This window comes from Paracraurococcus lichenis (genome assembly GCF_030657435.1).
Lineage (GTDB): Bacteria > Pseudomonadota > Alphaproteobacteria > Acetobacterales > Acetobacteraceae > Paracraurococcus > Paracraurococcus lichenis.
This window is the reverse complement of record NZ_JAUTWS010000099.1, coordinates 1-13,880: the sequence shown is the minus strand read 5'-3', so window position 1 is coordinate 13,880 and position 13,880 is coordinate 1. Positions and strand designations below refer to the sequence as shown.

General features: G+C 69.2%; 12 protein-coding genes. 6 read left to right on the top strand and 6 right to left on the bottom strand.

What is annotated here, in order from left to right:
* Positions 1 to 901 precede the first annotated feature (901 nt).
* Positions 902 to 2,130 (bottom strand): IS3 family transposase gene (locus Q7A36_RS34850; RefSeq protein ID WP_305108410.1). Its coding sequence is split into 2 segments (ribosomal slippage): positions 902 to 1,818 and positions 1,818 to 2,130, totalling 1,230 coding nucleotides; the frame shifts between segments, so codons are not numbered across the junction.
* Positions 2,131 to 2,326: 196 nt separating this feature from the next.
* On the bottom strand, positions 2,327 to 3,055 hold the full coding sequence (locus tag Q7A36_RS34845) for an NHL repeat-containing protein (protein WP_305108409.1): 729 nt from the start codon (positions 3,053 to 3,055) through the stop codon (positions 2,327 to 2,329).
* 54 nt (positions 3,056 to 3,109) lie between these two features.
* On the opposite strand from Q7A36_RS34845, the gene Q7A36_RS34840 reads away from it, so the two are divergent.
* Together Q7A36_RS34840 and Q7A36_RS34835 are read left to right on the top strand one after the other, a co-directional pair.
* Positions 3,110 to 3,430: an enoyl-CoA hydratase/isomerase family protein gene (locus Q7A36_RS34840; protein WP_305108408.1), complete on the top strand. Its 321-nt coding sequence runs from the start codon at positions 3,110 to 3,112 to the stop codon at positions 3,428 to 3,430.
* Entirely contained in the window at positions 3,427 to 5,502 is a 2,076-nt protein-coding gene (locus tag Q7A36_RS34835; protein ID WP_305108407.1) for an acetate--CoA ligase family protein, read from the top strand. The genes Q7A36_RS34840 and Q7A36_RS34835 overlap by 4 nt, the downstream gene beginning before the upstream one ends.
* A 249-nt stretch (positions 5,503 to 5,751) precedes the next feature.
* Here the strand turns inward: Q7A36_RS34835 and Q7A36_RS34830 are convergent, their stop codons facing one another.
* Positions 5,752 to 6,327, bottom strand: coding sequence for a DUF1349 domain-containing protein (locus Q7A36_RS34830; protein ID WP_305108406.1), 576 nt, complete (start codon positions 6,325 to 6,327; stop codon positions 5,752 to 5,754).
* Between the two features lie 686 nt (positions 6,328 to 7,013).
* Between Q7A36_RS34830 and Q7A36_RS34825 the strand changes: the two genes are divergently transcribed.
* Together Q7A36_RS34825 and Q7A36_RS34820 are read left to right on the top strand one after the other, a co-directional pair.
* Positions 7,014 to 7,460: an ester cyclase gene (locus tag Q7A36_RS34825; protein WP_305108405.1), complete on the top strand. Its 447-nt coding sequence runs from the start codon at positions 7,014 to 7,016 to the stop codon at positions 7,458 to 7,460.
* A 74-nt stretch (positions 7,461 to 7,534) separates the two neighbouring features.
* Complete coding sequence (locus tag Q7A36_RS34820) at positions 7,535 to 8,185, top strand: class I SAM-dependent methyltransferase (protein WP_305108404.1); 651 nt, start codon at positions 7,535 to 7,537, stop codon at positions 8,183 to 8,185.
* Positions 8,186 to 8,279: 94 nt separating this feature from the next.
* Here Q7A36_RS34820 and Q7A36_RS34815 read toward each other — a convergent pair whose 3' ends face one another.
* Together Q7A36_RS34815 and Q7A36_RS34810 are read right to left on the bottom strand one after the other, a co-directional pair.
* The gene (locus tag Q7A36_RS34815) at positions 8,280 to 9,551 is read right to left on the bottom strand and encodes an IS701 family transposase (protein WP_305108403.1); all 1,272 of its coding nucleotides are present in this window, start codon (positions 9,549 to 9,551) and stop codon (positions 8,280 to 8,282) included.
* Between the two features lie 72 nt (positions 9,552 to 9,623).
* Positions 9,624 to 10,604, bottom strand: a complete 981-nt coding sequence (locus tag Q7A36_RS34810; protein ID WP_305108402.1) for a Bug family tripartite tricarboxylate transporter substrate binding protein — start codon at positions 10,602 to 10,604, stop codon at positions 9,624 to 9,626.
* A gap of 300 nt (positions 10,605 to 10,904) precedes the next feature.
* Between Q7A36_RS34810 and Q7A36_RS34805 the strand changes: the two genes are divergently transcribed.
* Together Q7A36_RS34805 and Q7A36_RS34800 are read left to right on the top strand one after the other, a co-directional pair.
* Positions 10,905 to 11,900, top strand: coding sequence for a Bug family tripartite tricarboxylate transporter substrate binding protein (locus Q7A36_RS34805; protein WP_305108401.1), 996 nt, complete (start codon positions 10,905 to 10,907; stop codon positions 11,898 to 11,900).
* Positions 11,901 to 12,468: 568 nt separating this feature from the next.
* Positions 12,469 to 13,464 carry a site-specific integrase gene (locus Q7A36_RS34800; RefSeq protein WP_305108400.1) on the top strand — a complete coding sequence of 332 codons (996 nt, stop codon included), beginning with the start codon at positions 12,469 to 12,471 and terminating at the stop codon, positions 13,462 to 13,464.
* A 21-nt stretch (positions 13,465 to 13,485) separates the two neighbouring features.
* On the opposite strand, the gene Q7A36_RS34795 is transcribed toward Q7A36_RS34800, so the two are convergent.
* Positions 13,486 to 13,880: transposase (locus Q7A36_RS34795; RefSeq protein WP_305108399.1), on the bottom strand; the 395-nt coding region annotated here is incomplete at its 5' end.

The window sequence follows — 13,880 nt, the reverse complement described above, 5'->3', positions numbered from 1 at the left end:
CGCCTGACTGCCGCAAGTGGGGCAGACACATACAGTTTCGGCGTCCGGCCGCGCTCCTGCGGTAGGGCGTTGACAACGGTCCGAGGTGGCGGTGACCCGTATAGCGGCATGGCTTGCATGCCGAGATGAGAATGGGCCCGCCGCCCCGGAGCTTCGCCGCCGAAGCGCATGGCTGCTTCATGGTCCGGATCCCAGGGATCCAACCGAATACAAGGTCGCGGCGCGACATCTCGCGCCCAAGGCGGGCTCCCCTCGATCGTTCTCCCTTCGCCTGTCAGCACGTGTTGTACGAGTGTCAAGGATGACGACCTGTCGGGCCCCTCTCAATGCTGGCCGTCGGCCACCGCCTTCGGCGGCTGACGGCATTGACAGGGGCCCGACAGGTCGTCGTTGGCTTCTGATCGAACGACGGCAAGAACCTGCCGACGAACCCCATAGACGGGCTACCCGCACCCGCTCATGCCGGCAGACTGAAGGAGCAATGCCATCTGAAATCCGTTGACACCGGACTGCCCCATACAAGCCGCTATCGCCGGCTCAACATTGTGTACGACCGCGCGCCTGATCTCTTCGCGGCGCACGCCTGGATTGCAATGATCTCCATCCTCTCACGCCGGCTCGTGGCACAAACCCAGCCGCAGTAAGGGGTTTATTCGCGTACAGCTTCTTAGCCGCTACGGGCCTTCACCCCTGAACGTCGCGCCGGAGGAGCCGGGCTATGCGGCTTTCCTGAACGGCCTGCATTTCGGCGAGGCGACGCTGACCTTCCCCCAAACCCTCGTCCTGCGCTACCGGCGACTGGAGCCACCGGAACGCCAGCTGCCGCAAGTGGCGGAGGATTATGAGCGCTGGTTCCTCTCCCGGTTGCGCAAGTGGCCCTGCCCCGCTCTCACGGACAGTGTTACGCGGCTGAAGCAGCCGCCTGGAACGCCGCGATCTTCTGCTCTGGTGTGATGTAGCCCAGGGCCGAATGCAAGCGCCTGCGATTGTACCACCCCTCCAGGAACTGGAAGATGTCGGCCCTGGCTTCGTCGCGCGTCAGGTAGTCGCGTTGCTCGACGAGCTCGCCCTTCAGCGTGGCATAGAAGCTCTCCATGGGCGCGTTGTCCCAGCAATCACCCTTGCGGCTCATGGAGCACAGCATGCCGTGCTGCTTCAGCCGCTTGCGGTACTCCCGCGCTGCGAATTGCACGCCGCGGTCCGAGTGATGGGTGAGACCGGGCGCCGGGCGCTGGCGTGCGATGGCCATGTCGAGCGCGGCCAGCGCGAGTTCATGGCCGAGGTGGTCGGCCATGGCCCAGCCGACGACACGGCGCGAGAATAGGTCGAGCACCACGGCCAGGTACAGCCAACCCTCGGCCGTCCAGATGTAGGTCAAATCAGCCAGCCAGACCCGATCCGGCGCGCTGGCGGTGAAGTCGCGCGCGAGCAGGTTCGGCGCCACGGGATAGGCGTGCGCGCTGTCCGTCGTGCGGCGGAAGCGGCGCTTGCGCCTGGCCGACAAGCCCATGCCGCGCATCAGACGCGCCACCCGCTTGCGGCCAACTCGCCGGCCATGGCCGCGCAGGACGGCGTGCACGCGCGGGCTGCCGTAGCGCCCGCGACTGTCCGCGTGCGCGGTGCGGATCTCGGCCGCCACCGCGCGGTCCCCGACCGCTCGCGCGCTCTCCGGTCGGCTGGCCCATTCGTAGTAGCCGCTGCGGCTCACGCCCAGCACCTCGCACATGATCTGGATGGGGAACTCGGCGACGTGCTCGCGGATGAAGCCATAGCTCACCTCCGGCCCGTCGCCCGGCCGAAGATGAGCGCGGCTTTTCCCAAGATGTCGCGCTCCATCCGGACCCGATCGAGCTCACGCCGCAGCCGCCCGATTTCCGCCGCCTGATCCGCCGGGCTCGGGCCCACGCGGCGCGCCGGCGCCGCCTGCTCCTGGGTGGGCGTCGGCGCCGGCGCGCCGCTCCCCGCCGCCGTGCGGCCCTCCGCCCAGCGCAGCCAGCCACGGACCAGCCGGTCCGGCAGGCCAAGCTCGGCCGCCACCACCGAGACCGGGCGGCCACCACGGACTGCCGCCACCGCCTCGAGCTTGAACGCGTCCGGAAAGACCCGGCGCTGCCTCTTGCTCTCCGCCATCGACACCTCTCAGGCCGTTCAGCCTATCTGGGGTGTCCGTGAAAGCGGGGCAGGGCCAGTAGACTGCTGACCCGGCTCGGCGTTCACGCGACCGGGTGAACGCCGAGCCTGCTCTGCGTGCCGAAACTCCCCATCTCCACGGCGAAGTAAAGGTCGCGCCGGCGCCAGAGCCGACCGGCACCACCTCCCGCAGATCCTACCGAGGCTGGTTTACCCCGACCGCCTTGAAGGGCGGCGGCATCCGCGAGCGGAACTGCGGATCGAACAGGTATTTCAGCGGCACGTCGAGCACATAGATGGTGTCACCGACCTGCACCAGGGAGACCGGCCCATGGAAGCCGTCCTTCACCGTCTGCACGGTCGCCGCGTCGCCCTGGATCGAGATAAGGTCGAGCGTCCCCTTCGTCTCGCCTTCCACCATGTAAAGGGCATTCGGTCCGGCCGCCCGCATCCCATCAGAATGATAGAGCGGCCGCGAGGTCCGCAGCTTTGTCACAGTGCCCGCGCCGCCGTCCGGTTGTGCCGCGACCCGGAACAGCCCGTCGCCCTCGAAGAGGTTGACGTAGACCGATCCGTCCCCGAGCACCGCGATGCCATCGAGCTGTGGGCCTTTGGCGTTCCAGCGCGCATCCTGCGCCCAGACCTCGAGTGCGCCGGCTCCGCGCCGCAGGCGCAGGATCCGCCCCGAGAGGCTGTCGGTGACGAAGACGGTGCCGTCGGCGGCGACCGCGATGTCGTTGCAGAGCGGCGACTGCCCTTCGATAGTGGAGTGTGGCAGTGGAAGGCTGGGGATTGTCAACTTGGCGAACGCACATCGGAATGAGCGCCGGATTATGTCGCCCTCAGCGCTGGAGGCGGCAAAAAGGCTGCGTTCACCCTCCGTGGCGGCGACGCATCGTTGCGAATTTTTGTTCCGAGACGGCACGGGTTGACAATGCCTGGCGGTGGCATGTACTTCCTGCCCCGTCGGGTTGGCCTGGTGCGGGCCAAGGAGCTGATCTTCTCCGGCCGCCGCGTCGCGTCGGAGGAAGCGCTCTCGATTGGCATGATCGACCGTGTAACCAGCGCCGAGAACCTGCTGGCCGGCGCCAGGACCTGGGCAAGGGAGCTGAGCCTGGGCTCGCCGGCGGCACTGGCGCTCAGCAAGTCCATCCTGAACCAGACCTTCGAGCTGACGGTCGAGCAGGTCTTCGACATGGGCAGCCAAGCCCAGGCCATCTGCTACTCCACCCAGGAACATCGGGACTCCATCACCGCCTTCCTGGCGAAGTCTGCTGCCAAGTCCGGGAGGCCGTCATGACCGCCATTGGCAAGCTTCTCCGGCCTCGGAGCGTCGCCATCGTCGGCGCCTCGGCCGATCCGTCCCGGATGACAGGGCGGCCGGTGGGATACCTGCAGAAGCATGGCTTCACGGGTGCCATCTATCCGGTGAACCCGCGCGCCAAGGAGATTGCCGGGCTGCCCTGTTACCCCGATGTCGCCTCGCTACCCGAGGCGCCGGATGCCGCCATCATCCTACTTGGTGCCGACAAGGTGGAGCCGGCAGTGCGAGCCCTGGCTGAGCGTGGGACTGCAGCGGCCGTGGTGCTGGCTGGCGGCTTCGCCGAGAGCGGTGGCGAGGGTGGCAGCCGGCAACAGGCGCTGAAGCAAGCGGCAGGCAGCATGCGGCTGCTCGGGCCGAACACGATCGGCCTCGTGAACCTGACCGACCGCATCACCCTTTCGGCCACTGGTGCTCTGGAAGTCGGCGATCTGCCAGCCGGGCGGATCTCGGTGGTGTCGCAGAGCGGTGGTATCCTCGGTTCGCTGCTCTCCCGCGCGGCCGATCGCGGCATCGGCTTTGCCAAGCTGGTAGCCACCGGCAACGAGGCCGACCTCGACAGCACCGACGTGCTGGAGGAGTTGCTGGACGACCCGGCGACCGACGTCATCGCCATGTACCTGGAAGGGCTGCGTCGGCCGGACCGCTTCCGCACCGCGGCGCAGCGGGCCGCGGGACTTGGCAAGCCGATCGTAGTGTTCAAAGTCGGCCGGTCCGAAGCCGGGGAACGCTCGGCGTCCTCGCATACCGGCGCGCTGGCCGGAGCGGACCGCATGTTCGACGCGCTGTTCCGCCAGCTCGGCGTCATCCGGGCCCAGACCTTCTCGGACCTGCTGGACATCCCCGCGGCCCTCGCCAGCGGCAAACGGGCAGCGGGCAAGCGCATCGCCGTCCTCACCTCCACCGGCGGTGCCGGCACCCTGCTGGCCGATGCCTGCGGTGTCGCTGGTTTCGCACTGCCACCGCCGAACACAGCGACCGCGGAGCGCATCGCTGCCCTGCTGGGCGAGGACGAGAAGGCCGGCGCTACACGCAACCCGGTGGACGTGACCCTGGCCGGAGTGAAGCCGGAGGTCTTCCGCAGCGCGATCGCCGCCCTGCTGGAGAGCCCGAGCTATGATGCGGCCGTCACCGTGATCGGCTCCTCGGCTCTCGCTGAGCCGAGCCTCGTCGCGGATGCGGTGACTGAATGCGCGGCGCGCAGCAATAAGCCGTTGCTGGTCTACGTCTCGCCGCACGCCCCGCAGATCGCCCGGCTGCTGAACCAGCGGGGCGTGCCGGCCTTCACCGCGCCAGAAAGCATCGCCACCGTGCTGGATGCGCTGCAGTGCCGCCCGCTGCCCTCGGCTCCGGAACCGGTGACGGCGCTGCCCGCCCCGGCGGACCTGCCGGCCGGGCCGCTGAACGAGGCAGAGAGCAAGGCACTGTTCGGTCATTTCGGCGTGCCGGCGACCCGGGAATACGTGGTGGCGGATGCTGAAGGCGCCGTCGCGGCCGCCCGCCAACTGGGCGGCAAGGTCGTCCTGAAGGTTTTGTCGCGGCACATCGCCCACAAGAGTGACGTGGGCGGCGTCCGTGTCGGGCTGACCGTCGAGGACCTGCCGGCCGCCTGCGCCGATATGCTGGAGCGCCTGCGCCAGGCTGGCGCACCGGTACCGGAAGGCTTCCTGGTCGGCGAACTGGCGCGAGCGGAGGTTGAAATGATCCTCGGCTTCCACCGTGACCCCCAGTTGGGCCCGGCGGTGCTGCTCGGGCTGGGCGGGGTCACGGCCGAGCTGTTCGAGGACACCACACTGCGTCTGCTGCCGATCGGGCGTGCCGACGCCGAGGCCATGGTTGGTGAGTTGCGAGCGGCAAAGTTGCTCGCCGGCTATCGCGGTGCGCCGCCCTGCGACGTTACGGCACTTGTCGACGCCGTCCTGGCCTTCGCCAGAATGGCAGAGACGCTGGGTGGGCGCTTGGTGGAGGCGGAGATCAATCCTCTCTTCGTTGGCCGGACCGGCGAGGGCGTACGGGCGGTGGATGGCCTGGCAGTGCTGGGCGCAGCGTAGCGCGTAAGTTGACTTACCGGGCAGGATCGTAGCGCTTCGCACCACACCGTACATGGATCCTACGCGGCCATGTTCAGGGCGCGGTTTAGAGAACACGCGGCCATCACCAGATGGCCGCCTTCCTGCCGACCTCGATCGGTCAAGGCTAGGGTGCTTTGTGCGCTTTCAGGATGTCGGGCGCATCCAGCAGGTGACCGGGAATAGAGCAGAACCGCCGATCTCGGCTGCCTGCCTTGACCACGGCCGTGATCAGGATAGGTCATGCAATGCCTTCCCTGTCGGCGAGGTCAGGGCGTAGTCACTGAACAGGACCTTCAGGCCCGCTCGCTCCGGCGTGCAGCACATCGGCCCCACGATGTACCGCTCAGCGGCTGGGAAGGGGCAGAGTCGCACCAGCGGCCAGCGCAGGCCGTCACTCGATGCCTGCAGGCGCAGCACGCCGCGCTCGACGGTGACCTTGATCCAGACGTCCGACGGGTCGCCGCGGAAAGATCCCGTGGCCCAGTCGGAACGCCCGAGGGTCAACACGCTGCCCAGCGACGCCTCGCCGTCCGACAACTCGATCCCGGCCTTGATCCAGGTCTCAGCGTCGAGCCGCACCATGAGGCCGGCCTGGTCGTAGAGGCTTTCATAGCGCGCCCGAACCCGCAACGTGGCGGTGAACCCGCCCTCAACCTCTCGGCCGAAAAAATGGCCGCTGTCCCGGGTGAAACCGTAATGCGTTTCTCGCCAAAAATCCGTCCCGCGGTCCGTCACGACAGAAACGTGGTCCGTCTCCATCCTCCACTCAGCAGGCTCGTTCAGCCAGCGGCATTGCTCGAACATCGGCGTTCCATCCTCACTCCAGGTCACGTCAGAATGTGCCGAAGGTCAACCATGGAAGGGGGAATGCGGTTCACCCCTGCGATCCCGAGCCGCTGCTGTGCGCCCTGGTCCGTGTCGTCGAGCCCTGTATCGTGTCGTTCATGCCCACTCTGCCGTCGTCTTCGCCGGACCAATGGGCGTCGTCGGCGGGGGATGATGCGTGGCCGCTGGCCTGGATCCGGATCGCGCGGGCGCAGGTCGGGAGGGGCGTGCTTTGGTCGCGACCCTGCGCAGCATGCCGTCTCTCTTGGCCGATCAAGGCGATGCGGCGGCCGTGAGGGTGGCGACCCGAAGGCGCAGGCATACCCGCGTGTTAGGCGCCGCGTTCGGTCCCGCACTCACATCGCTGCCGCGGGTGGCCGAGACGGTACCCGGGGCAAATTCCAGGGCACGCAGGTGCAGCAACGGCTGAACCGGCCCGGAAAACCGCTGCTTTTCAGGAAGTTCTACCGTTGCAGCAGCGCCCGCATCACGGCGGCGCCCGTGAATTTGCCCCAGGTGCGCCGAGACGCTGCGAACCAACTGGAGTGGGAGGCGACACCGCTGGGAGCTATGGCGAGCCGCGTCGGGCCGCTTGAACCGCGTCCGCCTGCGCGCCTAGGCTCGGCCGCCGCGCTGGGACGACCGAGCGCGTCGGGGAGGAGCCCATGTCTAATCTGGAAACTGCGAGGGCGTTCTTCGAGGCCTGCGAGGCAGGCAGGGGTTGGGAGGCCTGCCGGACCCATTGCACGCCGAGCGCGACCTTTGCGGCGCAGGCAGGGGCGCTGGCGGAGGTACAGACGCTGGAGCAGTACACCGAATGGATGAAGGGCATCCTCTCGATGCTGACGGACGGCACCTACGAGCTGCACGCGTTCGCCGAGGACCGCGAGCGCGGGCAGGTCTGCGCCTTCGCCACCTTCGTCGGCACCCACCGGGCGGGTGGTCCCGTTCCGCCCACGAACAAGACCACACGCACGGACTACGTCTACGCCATGCGATTCCAGGGCGGGAAGATCGTACACATGACCAAGGTCTGGAACGACGGCTACGCGCTCAGGGAACTCGGCTGGATTGACCCCGTGAGCGCGAAGGACCGCTTCGCCTCGCAATAGGAAGTTGCCGTTCCGCTTAGCCACGCTCAGCCCTCGCTGATAGTGTGGTGGTAACTCGGCCGGGGAGGACGGACATGGCTGGATTTGTCGGTGCGCAGCACGAATTCCACGACGCCGAGTTCGTGCAGGGCTGGGCCGACCGCTTTGTCCCATCGCCGCCGCGATTGGTTCTCTTCGACATGGTCCACGCCGAGATCCGCCGGCTGTCCGTGCCCGAGCCCAACGTGCTCGAGCTTGGCCTCGGCCCCGGCTACATGGCGCGGCATATCCTGGAACGGGACCAGGCGCTGCGATACGAGGGCCTCGATTTCTCTGCGGTCTTCATTGACGTAGCGCGGCGGATCCTCGGCGACCTGGCGCCGCGTGTCACCTTTACCCAGGCCGACCTGCTGGACCAGTCCTGGCCAACCCGCCTTACCCGCCGCCCGCACGCCATTGTCTCGACCTGGGCGCTGCATGACCTCGGGAGCCAGCACGCCGTCGCCGATGTCTACGCGCGCAGCTACGAGACGCTGCCGCCCGGCGGTGTCCTCGTGAATGGCGACTTCATCAAGCCCGACGGTACCGCCTGGATCTACGAGCCCGGTCGCTTCGAGGTCGCGCGTCATCTGGAACTGCTGCGTCAAGCGGGCTTTGCCGATCCGATGTCGCTGCACCACTTCGAAGTGGAGGCCGACAACCCGACAGCAGCCCAGAACTACGCATGCCTGGTTGCGATGAAGTAGGGCCCACAGAGCCTAGCACTACCTGGGCAGTATTCGATCTGGTAGCGGTTGGAATCTGTGTCGGCAGTGCGGACAGCAGATTGGTGGGACAAGCTCAACGCAGAGCCGCGCCATGATGGCGCGACGTACGGCCGGCAGGCTCGGCGATGGTGGCGGTCCCGGAATGCAGATCCGGATTTTTCCCCGACCTCGCCGGGCGCTGCCCGGCAAGGCGACGGTGCTGCAGGTAGGCGAAGGCCATGCAGGTCATCAGCGCGTGCCGGTGCAGGCCCGTCCAGGACCGGCCCTCGAAATGGCTGAGGCCGAGTTCCTGCTTGAGCTGCTGGTGCCCCTGCTCGCACACCCAGCGTGCCTTGATCGCGGCGGCCAGCGCCTGCAGCGAGGTCCGCGGCGGCAGGTTGCTCAGATAGTACTTGCGCTCGCCGCTCGAGCGCCACTCGCCCACCAGCCAGACCTCATCACCCGGCAGGTGGCGGTTGTTCGCCCAGGTCGCGCCGTCACCGACGCGCACGCGCATGGCCACGAACCGCGCCGTGAGCGGTCCCTTGGTGCCATGTCGCCAGGTCACCTTGCGCCAGGGCAGGTCTGCCAGCACCGCCCCGGCCTCTCGGGGTTCCTGGTCGGGTGCCGGGCGCCGCTTGCGGCCTGCGGGCGGGATCAGCTGGACATCGACGTCGTAGACCTTCTGGTTGCGCGGAATGCCCACCGCCCAGGTCAGCCCACGCTCGCTCAAGCCCTGGCGGAAGGCGGCACTCGCGCCGTAGCCGGCATCGGCCAGGGTGGGGCCGAACCGCACGCCAGCGGCAATGAGCCGGTCCAGCTCGGCCAGCGCGATCTCGCCCTTGCTCCGCGCCACCACCGCCGCGTCCGGCACGCCAGCCGCCGCGCAGCGCCCGGCATCGCGGGTCCACTCCGCCGGCAGGAACAGCCGCAGCCCCACAGGCACCGGCACTTCCCGCCCGGCCAGCGTCAGCGAGACCAGCGCCTGGCAGTTCGCCTGCTTGCCGAGCTGGCCGCAGTACTGCCGCGCCACGCCCACCGAGAGCGTGCCCTTCTTCGGCAGCGCCGTGTCATCGATCACCAACACCGCCTCCGGCCCGCCCACCAGCCGGTTCGCCTGCTCGGCCAGCACCCGCCACAGCGGCGCGTCATCCCAGGCCGGGCTGGCGATGAAGTGCTGCAACTGGTCATGGCCCGACAGACCCAGGCTCGCCGCCATCGGCTGCAGGCTCTTGCGCTCGCTCGGGCCCAACAGCCCGCGCAGATACAGCGGCGCCCAGAGCCGTCGCTTCCTATGCCCGAGCGCCGCGAGGAACGGCTCCAGCCAGCGATCCAGATCGCCTCCGATGCCGCCAACGCCTGCCATCTCTACCTCTCGCCACATCCGACAGCGAGGAAATGGGGATGGCAAATCTTGCCCAAAAGTGCCCAGGTAGTGCTAGTCTGCTTTGATGCCCGCGAACTTGATTACCCGCGCCCACTTCTCGATGGCGGCTGCCAGGATCTCGCCGAACTCGGCCGCCGTGCCGCCGGCCGGCGTGCCTCCGAGGTCGATGATGCGGGCCCGAACCCCGGGATCAGCGATGCCCGCGTTCAGCTCGCGGTTCAGCAGATCGATGATGGCAGCCGGAGTGCCCCGCGGTACGCCGATGCCGGCGAACCCACTGGCCTCGTAGCCCGGCACGAAATCGGCGATCCGCGGCACGTCCGGCAACACGTCGAGCCGGGCCGCGGTGCTGACCCCGAGCGGCCGCAACTTGCCCGCCCTGATCTGCTCGATGGCTTCGGACAAGGGGCTGAACACGACCTCGATATGGCCGGCCATCAGGTCGGCCACGGCGGGCGCGCCCCCGCGATAGGGCACGTGCAGCAGGTTCACCCCGGCCATCATCTTGAACAGCTCGACCGAGATGTTCTGCGGCGTGCCGGTCCCGGCCGAGCCGTAGGTGATCCGGCCCGGGTTCTCCTTCGCATGGGCAATCAGCTCGGGGATGTTGTGTACCGGCGAGGCCGGGTTGACCACTGCGACGTAGGCGAGCCGTGCCGCGCAGATCACCGGGGCGACGTCGCGCATGAAATCGAAGGGCAGGTTTGAATAGAGCGCGGCGTTGATTGCGTGCGGGGTGACGACCTGGAGCAGCGTGTAGCCATCGGGCGCCGCCCGGGCGACCATCTCGGTGGCGATGTTGCCGCTGGCGCCACTGCGGTTGTCGACGATGTATTGCTGGCCGAGATGGTCCGACAGCCACTGCCCCATCAGCCGGGCCTGGATGTCGGTCGCGCCACCAGCGGCGAAGCCGACGAGGATGCGTGCAGGCCGCGACGGGTAGGCCTGGGCACGCGCCACGCCTGGCACGCCGGCGAGGCCCAGGGCCGAACCCGTAGCCAATGTCACAAGCGAACGGCGGGTGCCGGCCACGATGTCCCCTCCCTCGGTCGCCACCCCTCTTGCGGACGGTTCGTCCAAGGGCTTCCTGTTGGGCGAGGCTACGAGTGAGGCGAGCCGGTCTGCAAGAACGACCGCTCAAGGTCGTTAGCCGAAGCAGGTGGCGCGGTTGCGGCCGCCGCGGAGTAGGGCCGTCCCTGCCGCTCCGTGCCCGGGCACAGCGACAACTATGCCGGGTTGGTGCAACGACAGGGCGGCCTTCCGCCAGTCCAGGCCGGGATCTAGGGTGCTGGGAGGAGGGCGCGATCCTTGAGTGCCCCAGAGGAGGGAGCGATGCGCAGGCGGGACTTCCTCCGGGTGGCGGGCGTAGTGAATGTGGTGGCGGCGGAGACGCCGGCCGCCTTCGGCCAGGGTTCGGCCGAAGCGCCATCTCCCTTCCCGACGCGGCCCGTGCGGATCGTGGTCGGTGTCGCCCCGGGCGTCGGCACCATTGACCTGACTGCCCGCGCGATCGCCGAGCCAATGGCCGCGGATCTCGGACAACCGCTGGTGGTGGACAACCGCCCCGGGGCCGGTGGCATCCTTGCGGCGGAGGCGGTGGCGCGCGCTCCAGCCGACGGGCACACGCTCTTCCTCGGCGGAGCCGACACGATCGTGCACGCCTTCCTGCTGGCGGGGCGGCCCCCGATGGACCCGTTCACCGACTTCACCCCGATCGCCCGCGCCACGCGGGACCACTGGATGGTGGTTGCCGCGCCCGCCCTGCAGGTGACCGACCTGATGGGGCTGGCGGAGCTGGGCCGGCGGCGACCGGGCGAGCTGACCTACGCTTCCTTCGGGGTAGGCACGCTGTTCCACTTGCTGGGCGCGCGCTTCGCCCAGCGCCTGGGCTTCGAGGCGGTGCACGTGCCCTACCGGGGCGACTACACGCCCGACCTGTTGGCGGGCCGAGTGTCTTTCCTGGTTCAGCCGACGGCGTTGCTGCTGCCGCATGTGGCGGCAGGGCGGTTGCGGGCGCTGGCGGTGCTCTCGCCGGAGCGACTGCCGGCGCTGCCGGACGTGCCGACCATCGCCGAGGCGGGCTACCCAGACCTCGGCTTCAACATGGGTGTCATCCTCTTCGCGCCCGGCGGCACACCGGCCCCGGTAGTGGCTCGGCTGAATACGGCTTTCAGCCGTGCCACCATTGCGCCGTCAGTCCGCGGACGGTTGGCCGACCTGGCGCTGGAGGCCGCCGGGGGGACGCCGGAGGCGGCCGCGGACTACACGCGCTGGATGGTCGGCTTCATTGATCGCCTGCGCGAGGCGGTGCTGGGCTCCGCCCGATAGGGGCGGGGCGGCGTTCATCGGCCCACTCTGCGGACCGGAGCCTTGGCGCGCGCCAAGGGTCACCGCAGCACCACGACCCACGCTGGCAGAGGCACCGGAATGGCCAGGCAAGACTGCTGGTGCATCAGCTGGGTGATGCCTCGCCGACTCTGCCCTATTCGATTGTCACAGACAGGGTCGAACTCCGGTCGTAATCGCCGGGCGCCAGGAGGGCGCGTTCCCTGGTGCCGGCGAGGCCATCGGTGCAGGTAGCAACGAGGCGGCGGATTTCGGGGGTGCGAATAGCGGCGGCGCACCGTGCTGGCGGACAATCGGCGAGGGTGTCGCGGATCGCCGGATACGAGCCCGCGCAGGGTAGGCCGGCCATGCGGTGGACAGGCCGTTGCAGGCTCTCCTCCGAGCCCACCCTGCCCTCGTTGTCGTCCTCGGGGCGTCGCCGGTGAGGGAGGGTGCGGCGCGCCGGTGCGCCCTCAGGCGGCGCAGGGGTTTGCGCTGCCGTTGCCCTATTTGTGGCATCGTCCGCAAGGGTGCGATAACAAGGGTGCGATAATATGTCTTATCGCACCCCATGCCCGCTCCAGACCCCCTGCCCGCCCCCGGCCGCGACGCCCGCCGCCTCGCCCTGCCCGCCAGCCTCACCCCCGAGGGCGAGCGGCTGCTCGCCGCCGCCCTGGCGCTGGCCGGCGGCGCCAAGGCCGCCAACACGCTGCGCGCCTATGCCGCGGACTGCCGCGACTGGTGGGCCTTCTGCGGCCGCAGCGGCTTCCCCGCCCTGCCCGCCAGCCCAGCCGCGCTCGCCGCCTTCGTCGCCGATCTCGGCCACCGCGGCGCCCGGATCAGCACCATCCGCCGCCGGCTGCAGGCCGTCGCCTGGCTCAGCCGCGGCCACGGCCACCCCGTCGACCTGCGCGACCCGCTGGTCGCCGACGCCACCGCCGGCCTCGCCAGGCAGGCCGGCTCCGCCCAGCGCCAGGCCGCCGCCCTGACCCTGCCCGAGATCCGCGCCCTCGCCGCCGCCTGCGGCCACGACCTCGCGGGCCAGCGCGACCGCGCCCTGCTGCTGCTGGGCTTCGCCGGGGCGCTGCGCCGCTCCGAACTCCTCGCCCTCGACGTCGAGCGCGGCACCGAGTCCGAGGACCTCGCCCGTTCCTGGATCGAGATCACCGCCGATGGCCTCGCCCTCCGCCTCGCCGCCAGCAAGGGCGACCGGGCGCGCGAGGGGGTGCGGCTCGGCATCCCGCGCGGCCGCCACCCCGCGACCTGCCCGGTGCGCGCCGTCGAGGCCTGGATCGCCGCCGCCGGCCTGCGCTACGGGCCGCTGTTCCGCCCGGTCAGCCGCTGGGGCGCGGTCGAGCCCGGCCGGCATCCAGGGCACCCGGCTCGAGCCGGTCAGCCCGCACGGGCTGCGCGCGGGCTTCATCACCGAGGCCTATCGCCAGGGTCTCGGCGACGAGGAGATCATGGCCCATTCCCGCCACCGCCACCTCGGCAGCATGCGCCGCTACGTCCGCCGCGCGAAACTCGTTCGCCGGGTAGCGTCCGTCAACGTGGTGGAATTTGCTGATGGTCTGCGGGTGACCACGGCTCAGGCGGGCCTGGGTGGCAGTTGCAGGGTTTCATTGGTGGGCGCCGGACTGAGCATCTCGGCCATGGCCTCGACGCCCATGTAGCGGTGCTGCATCTGCCATTCATCGTTGGCCTCGAGCAGGACGGCGCCGATCAGTCGAATGATGGAGGCTTCTGAGGGAAAGATGCCGACCACGTCGGCCCGGCGTTTCACCTCCTTGTTCAGCCGCTCCAGGGTGTTGGTCGAGTGCAGCTTCGTCCTGTGCGGGGCGGGGAAGGACATGTAGGCGAGGACATCGTCCTCGCTCTCATCCATGAGCACGCCGAGCTTCGGCCACCGAGGTCGGAGCTGGTCGGCGACATGGCGCCAGGTCTGCCGCGCGCTGGCCTGATCGGGCTGCAGGAACGCCTGAC

Excerpts from the sequence above, each read along its gene's own strand:
- Q7A36_RS34835 (WP_305108407.1), top strand. The coding sequence starts at position 3,427 with ATGACCGCCATTGGCAAGCTTCTCCGGCCTCGGAGCGTCGCCATCGTC.
- Q7A36_RS34830 (WP_305108406.1), bottom strand. The coding sequence starts at position 6,327 with ATGTTCGAGCAATGCCGCTGGCTGAACGAGCCTGCTGAGTGGAGGATG.
- Q7A36_RS34825 (WP_305108405.1), top strand. The coding sequence starts at position 7,014 with ATGTCTAATCTGGAAACTGCGAGGGCGTTCTTCGAGGCCTGCGAGGCA.
- Q7A36_RS34820 (WP_305108404.1), top strand. The coding sequence starts at position 7,535 with ATGGCTGGATTTGTCGGTGCGCAGCACGAATTCCACGACGCCGAGTTC.
- Q7A36_RS34815 (WP_305108403.1), bottom strand. The coding sequence starts at position 9,551 with ATGGCAGGCGTTGGCGGCATCGGAGGCGATCTGGATCGCTGGCTGGAG.
- Q7A36_RS34805 (WP_305108401.1), top strand. The coding sequence starts at position 10,905 with ATGCGCAGGCGGGACTTCCTCCGGGTGGCGGGCGTAGTGAATGTGGTG.
- Q7A36_RS34800 (WP_305108400.1), top strand. The coding sequence starts at position 12,469 with ATGCCCGCTCCAGACCCCCTGCCCGCCCCCGGCCGCGACGCCCGCCGC.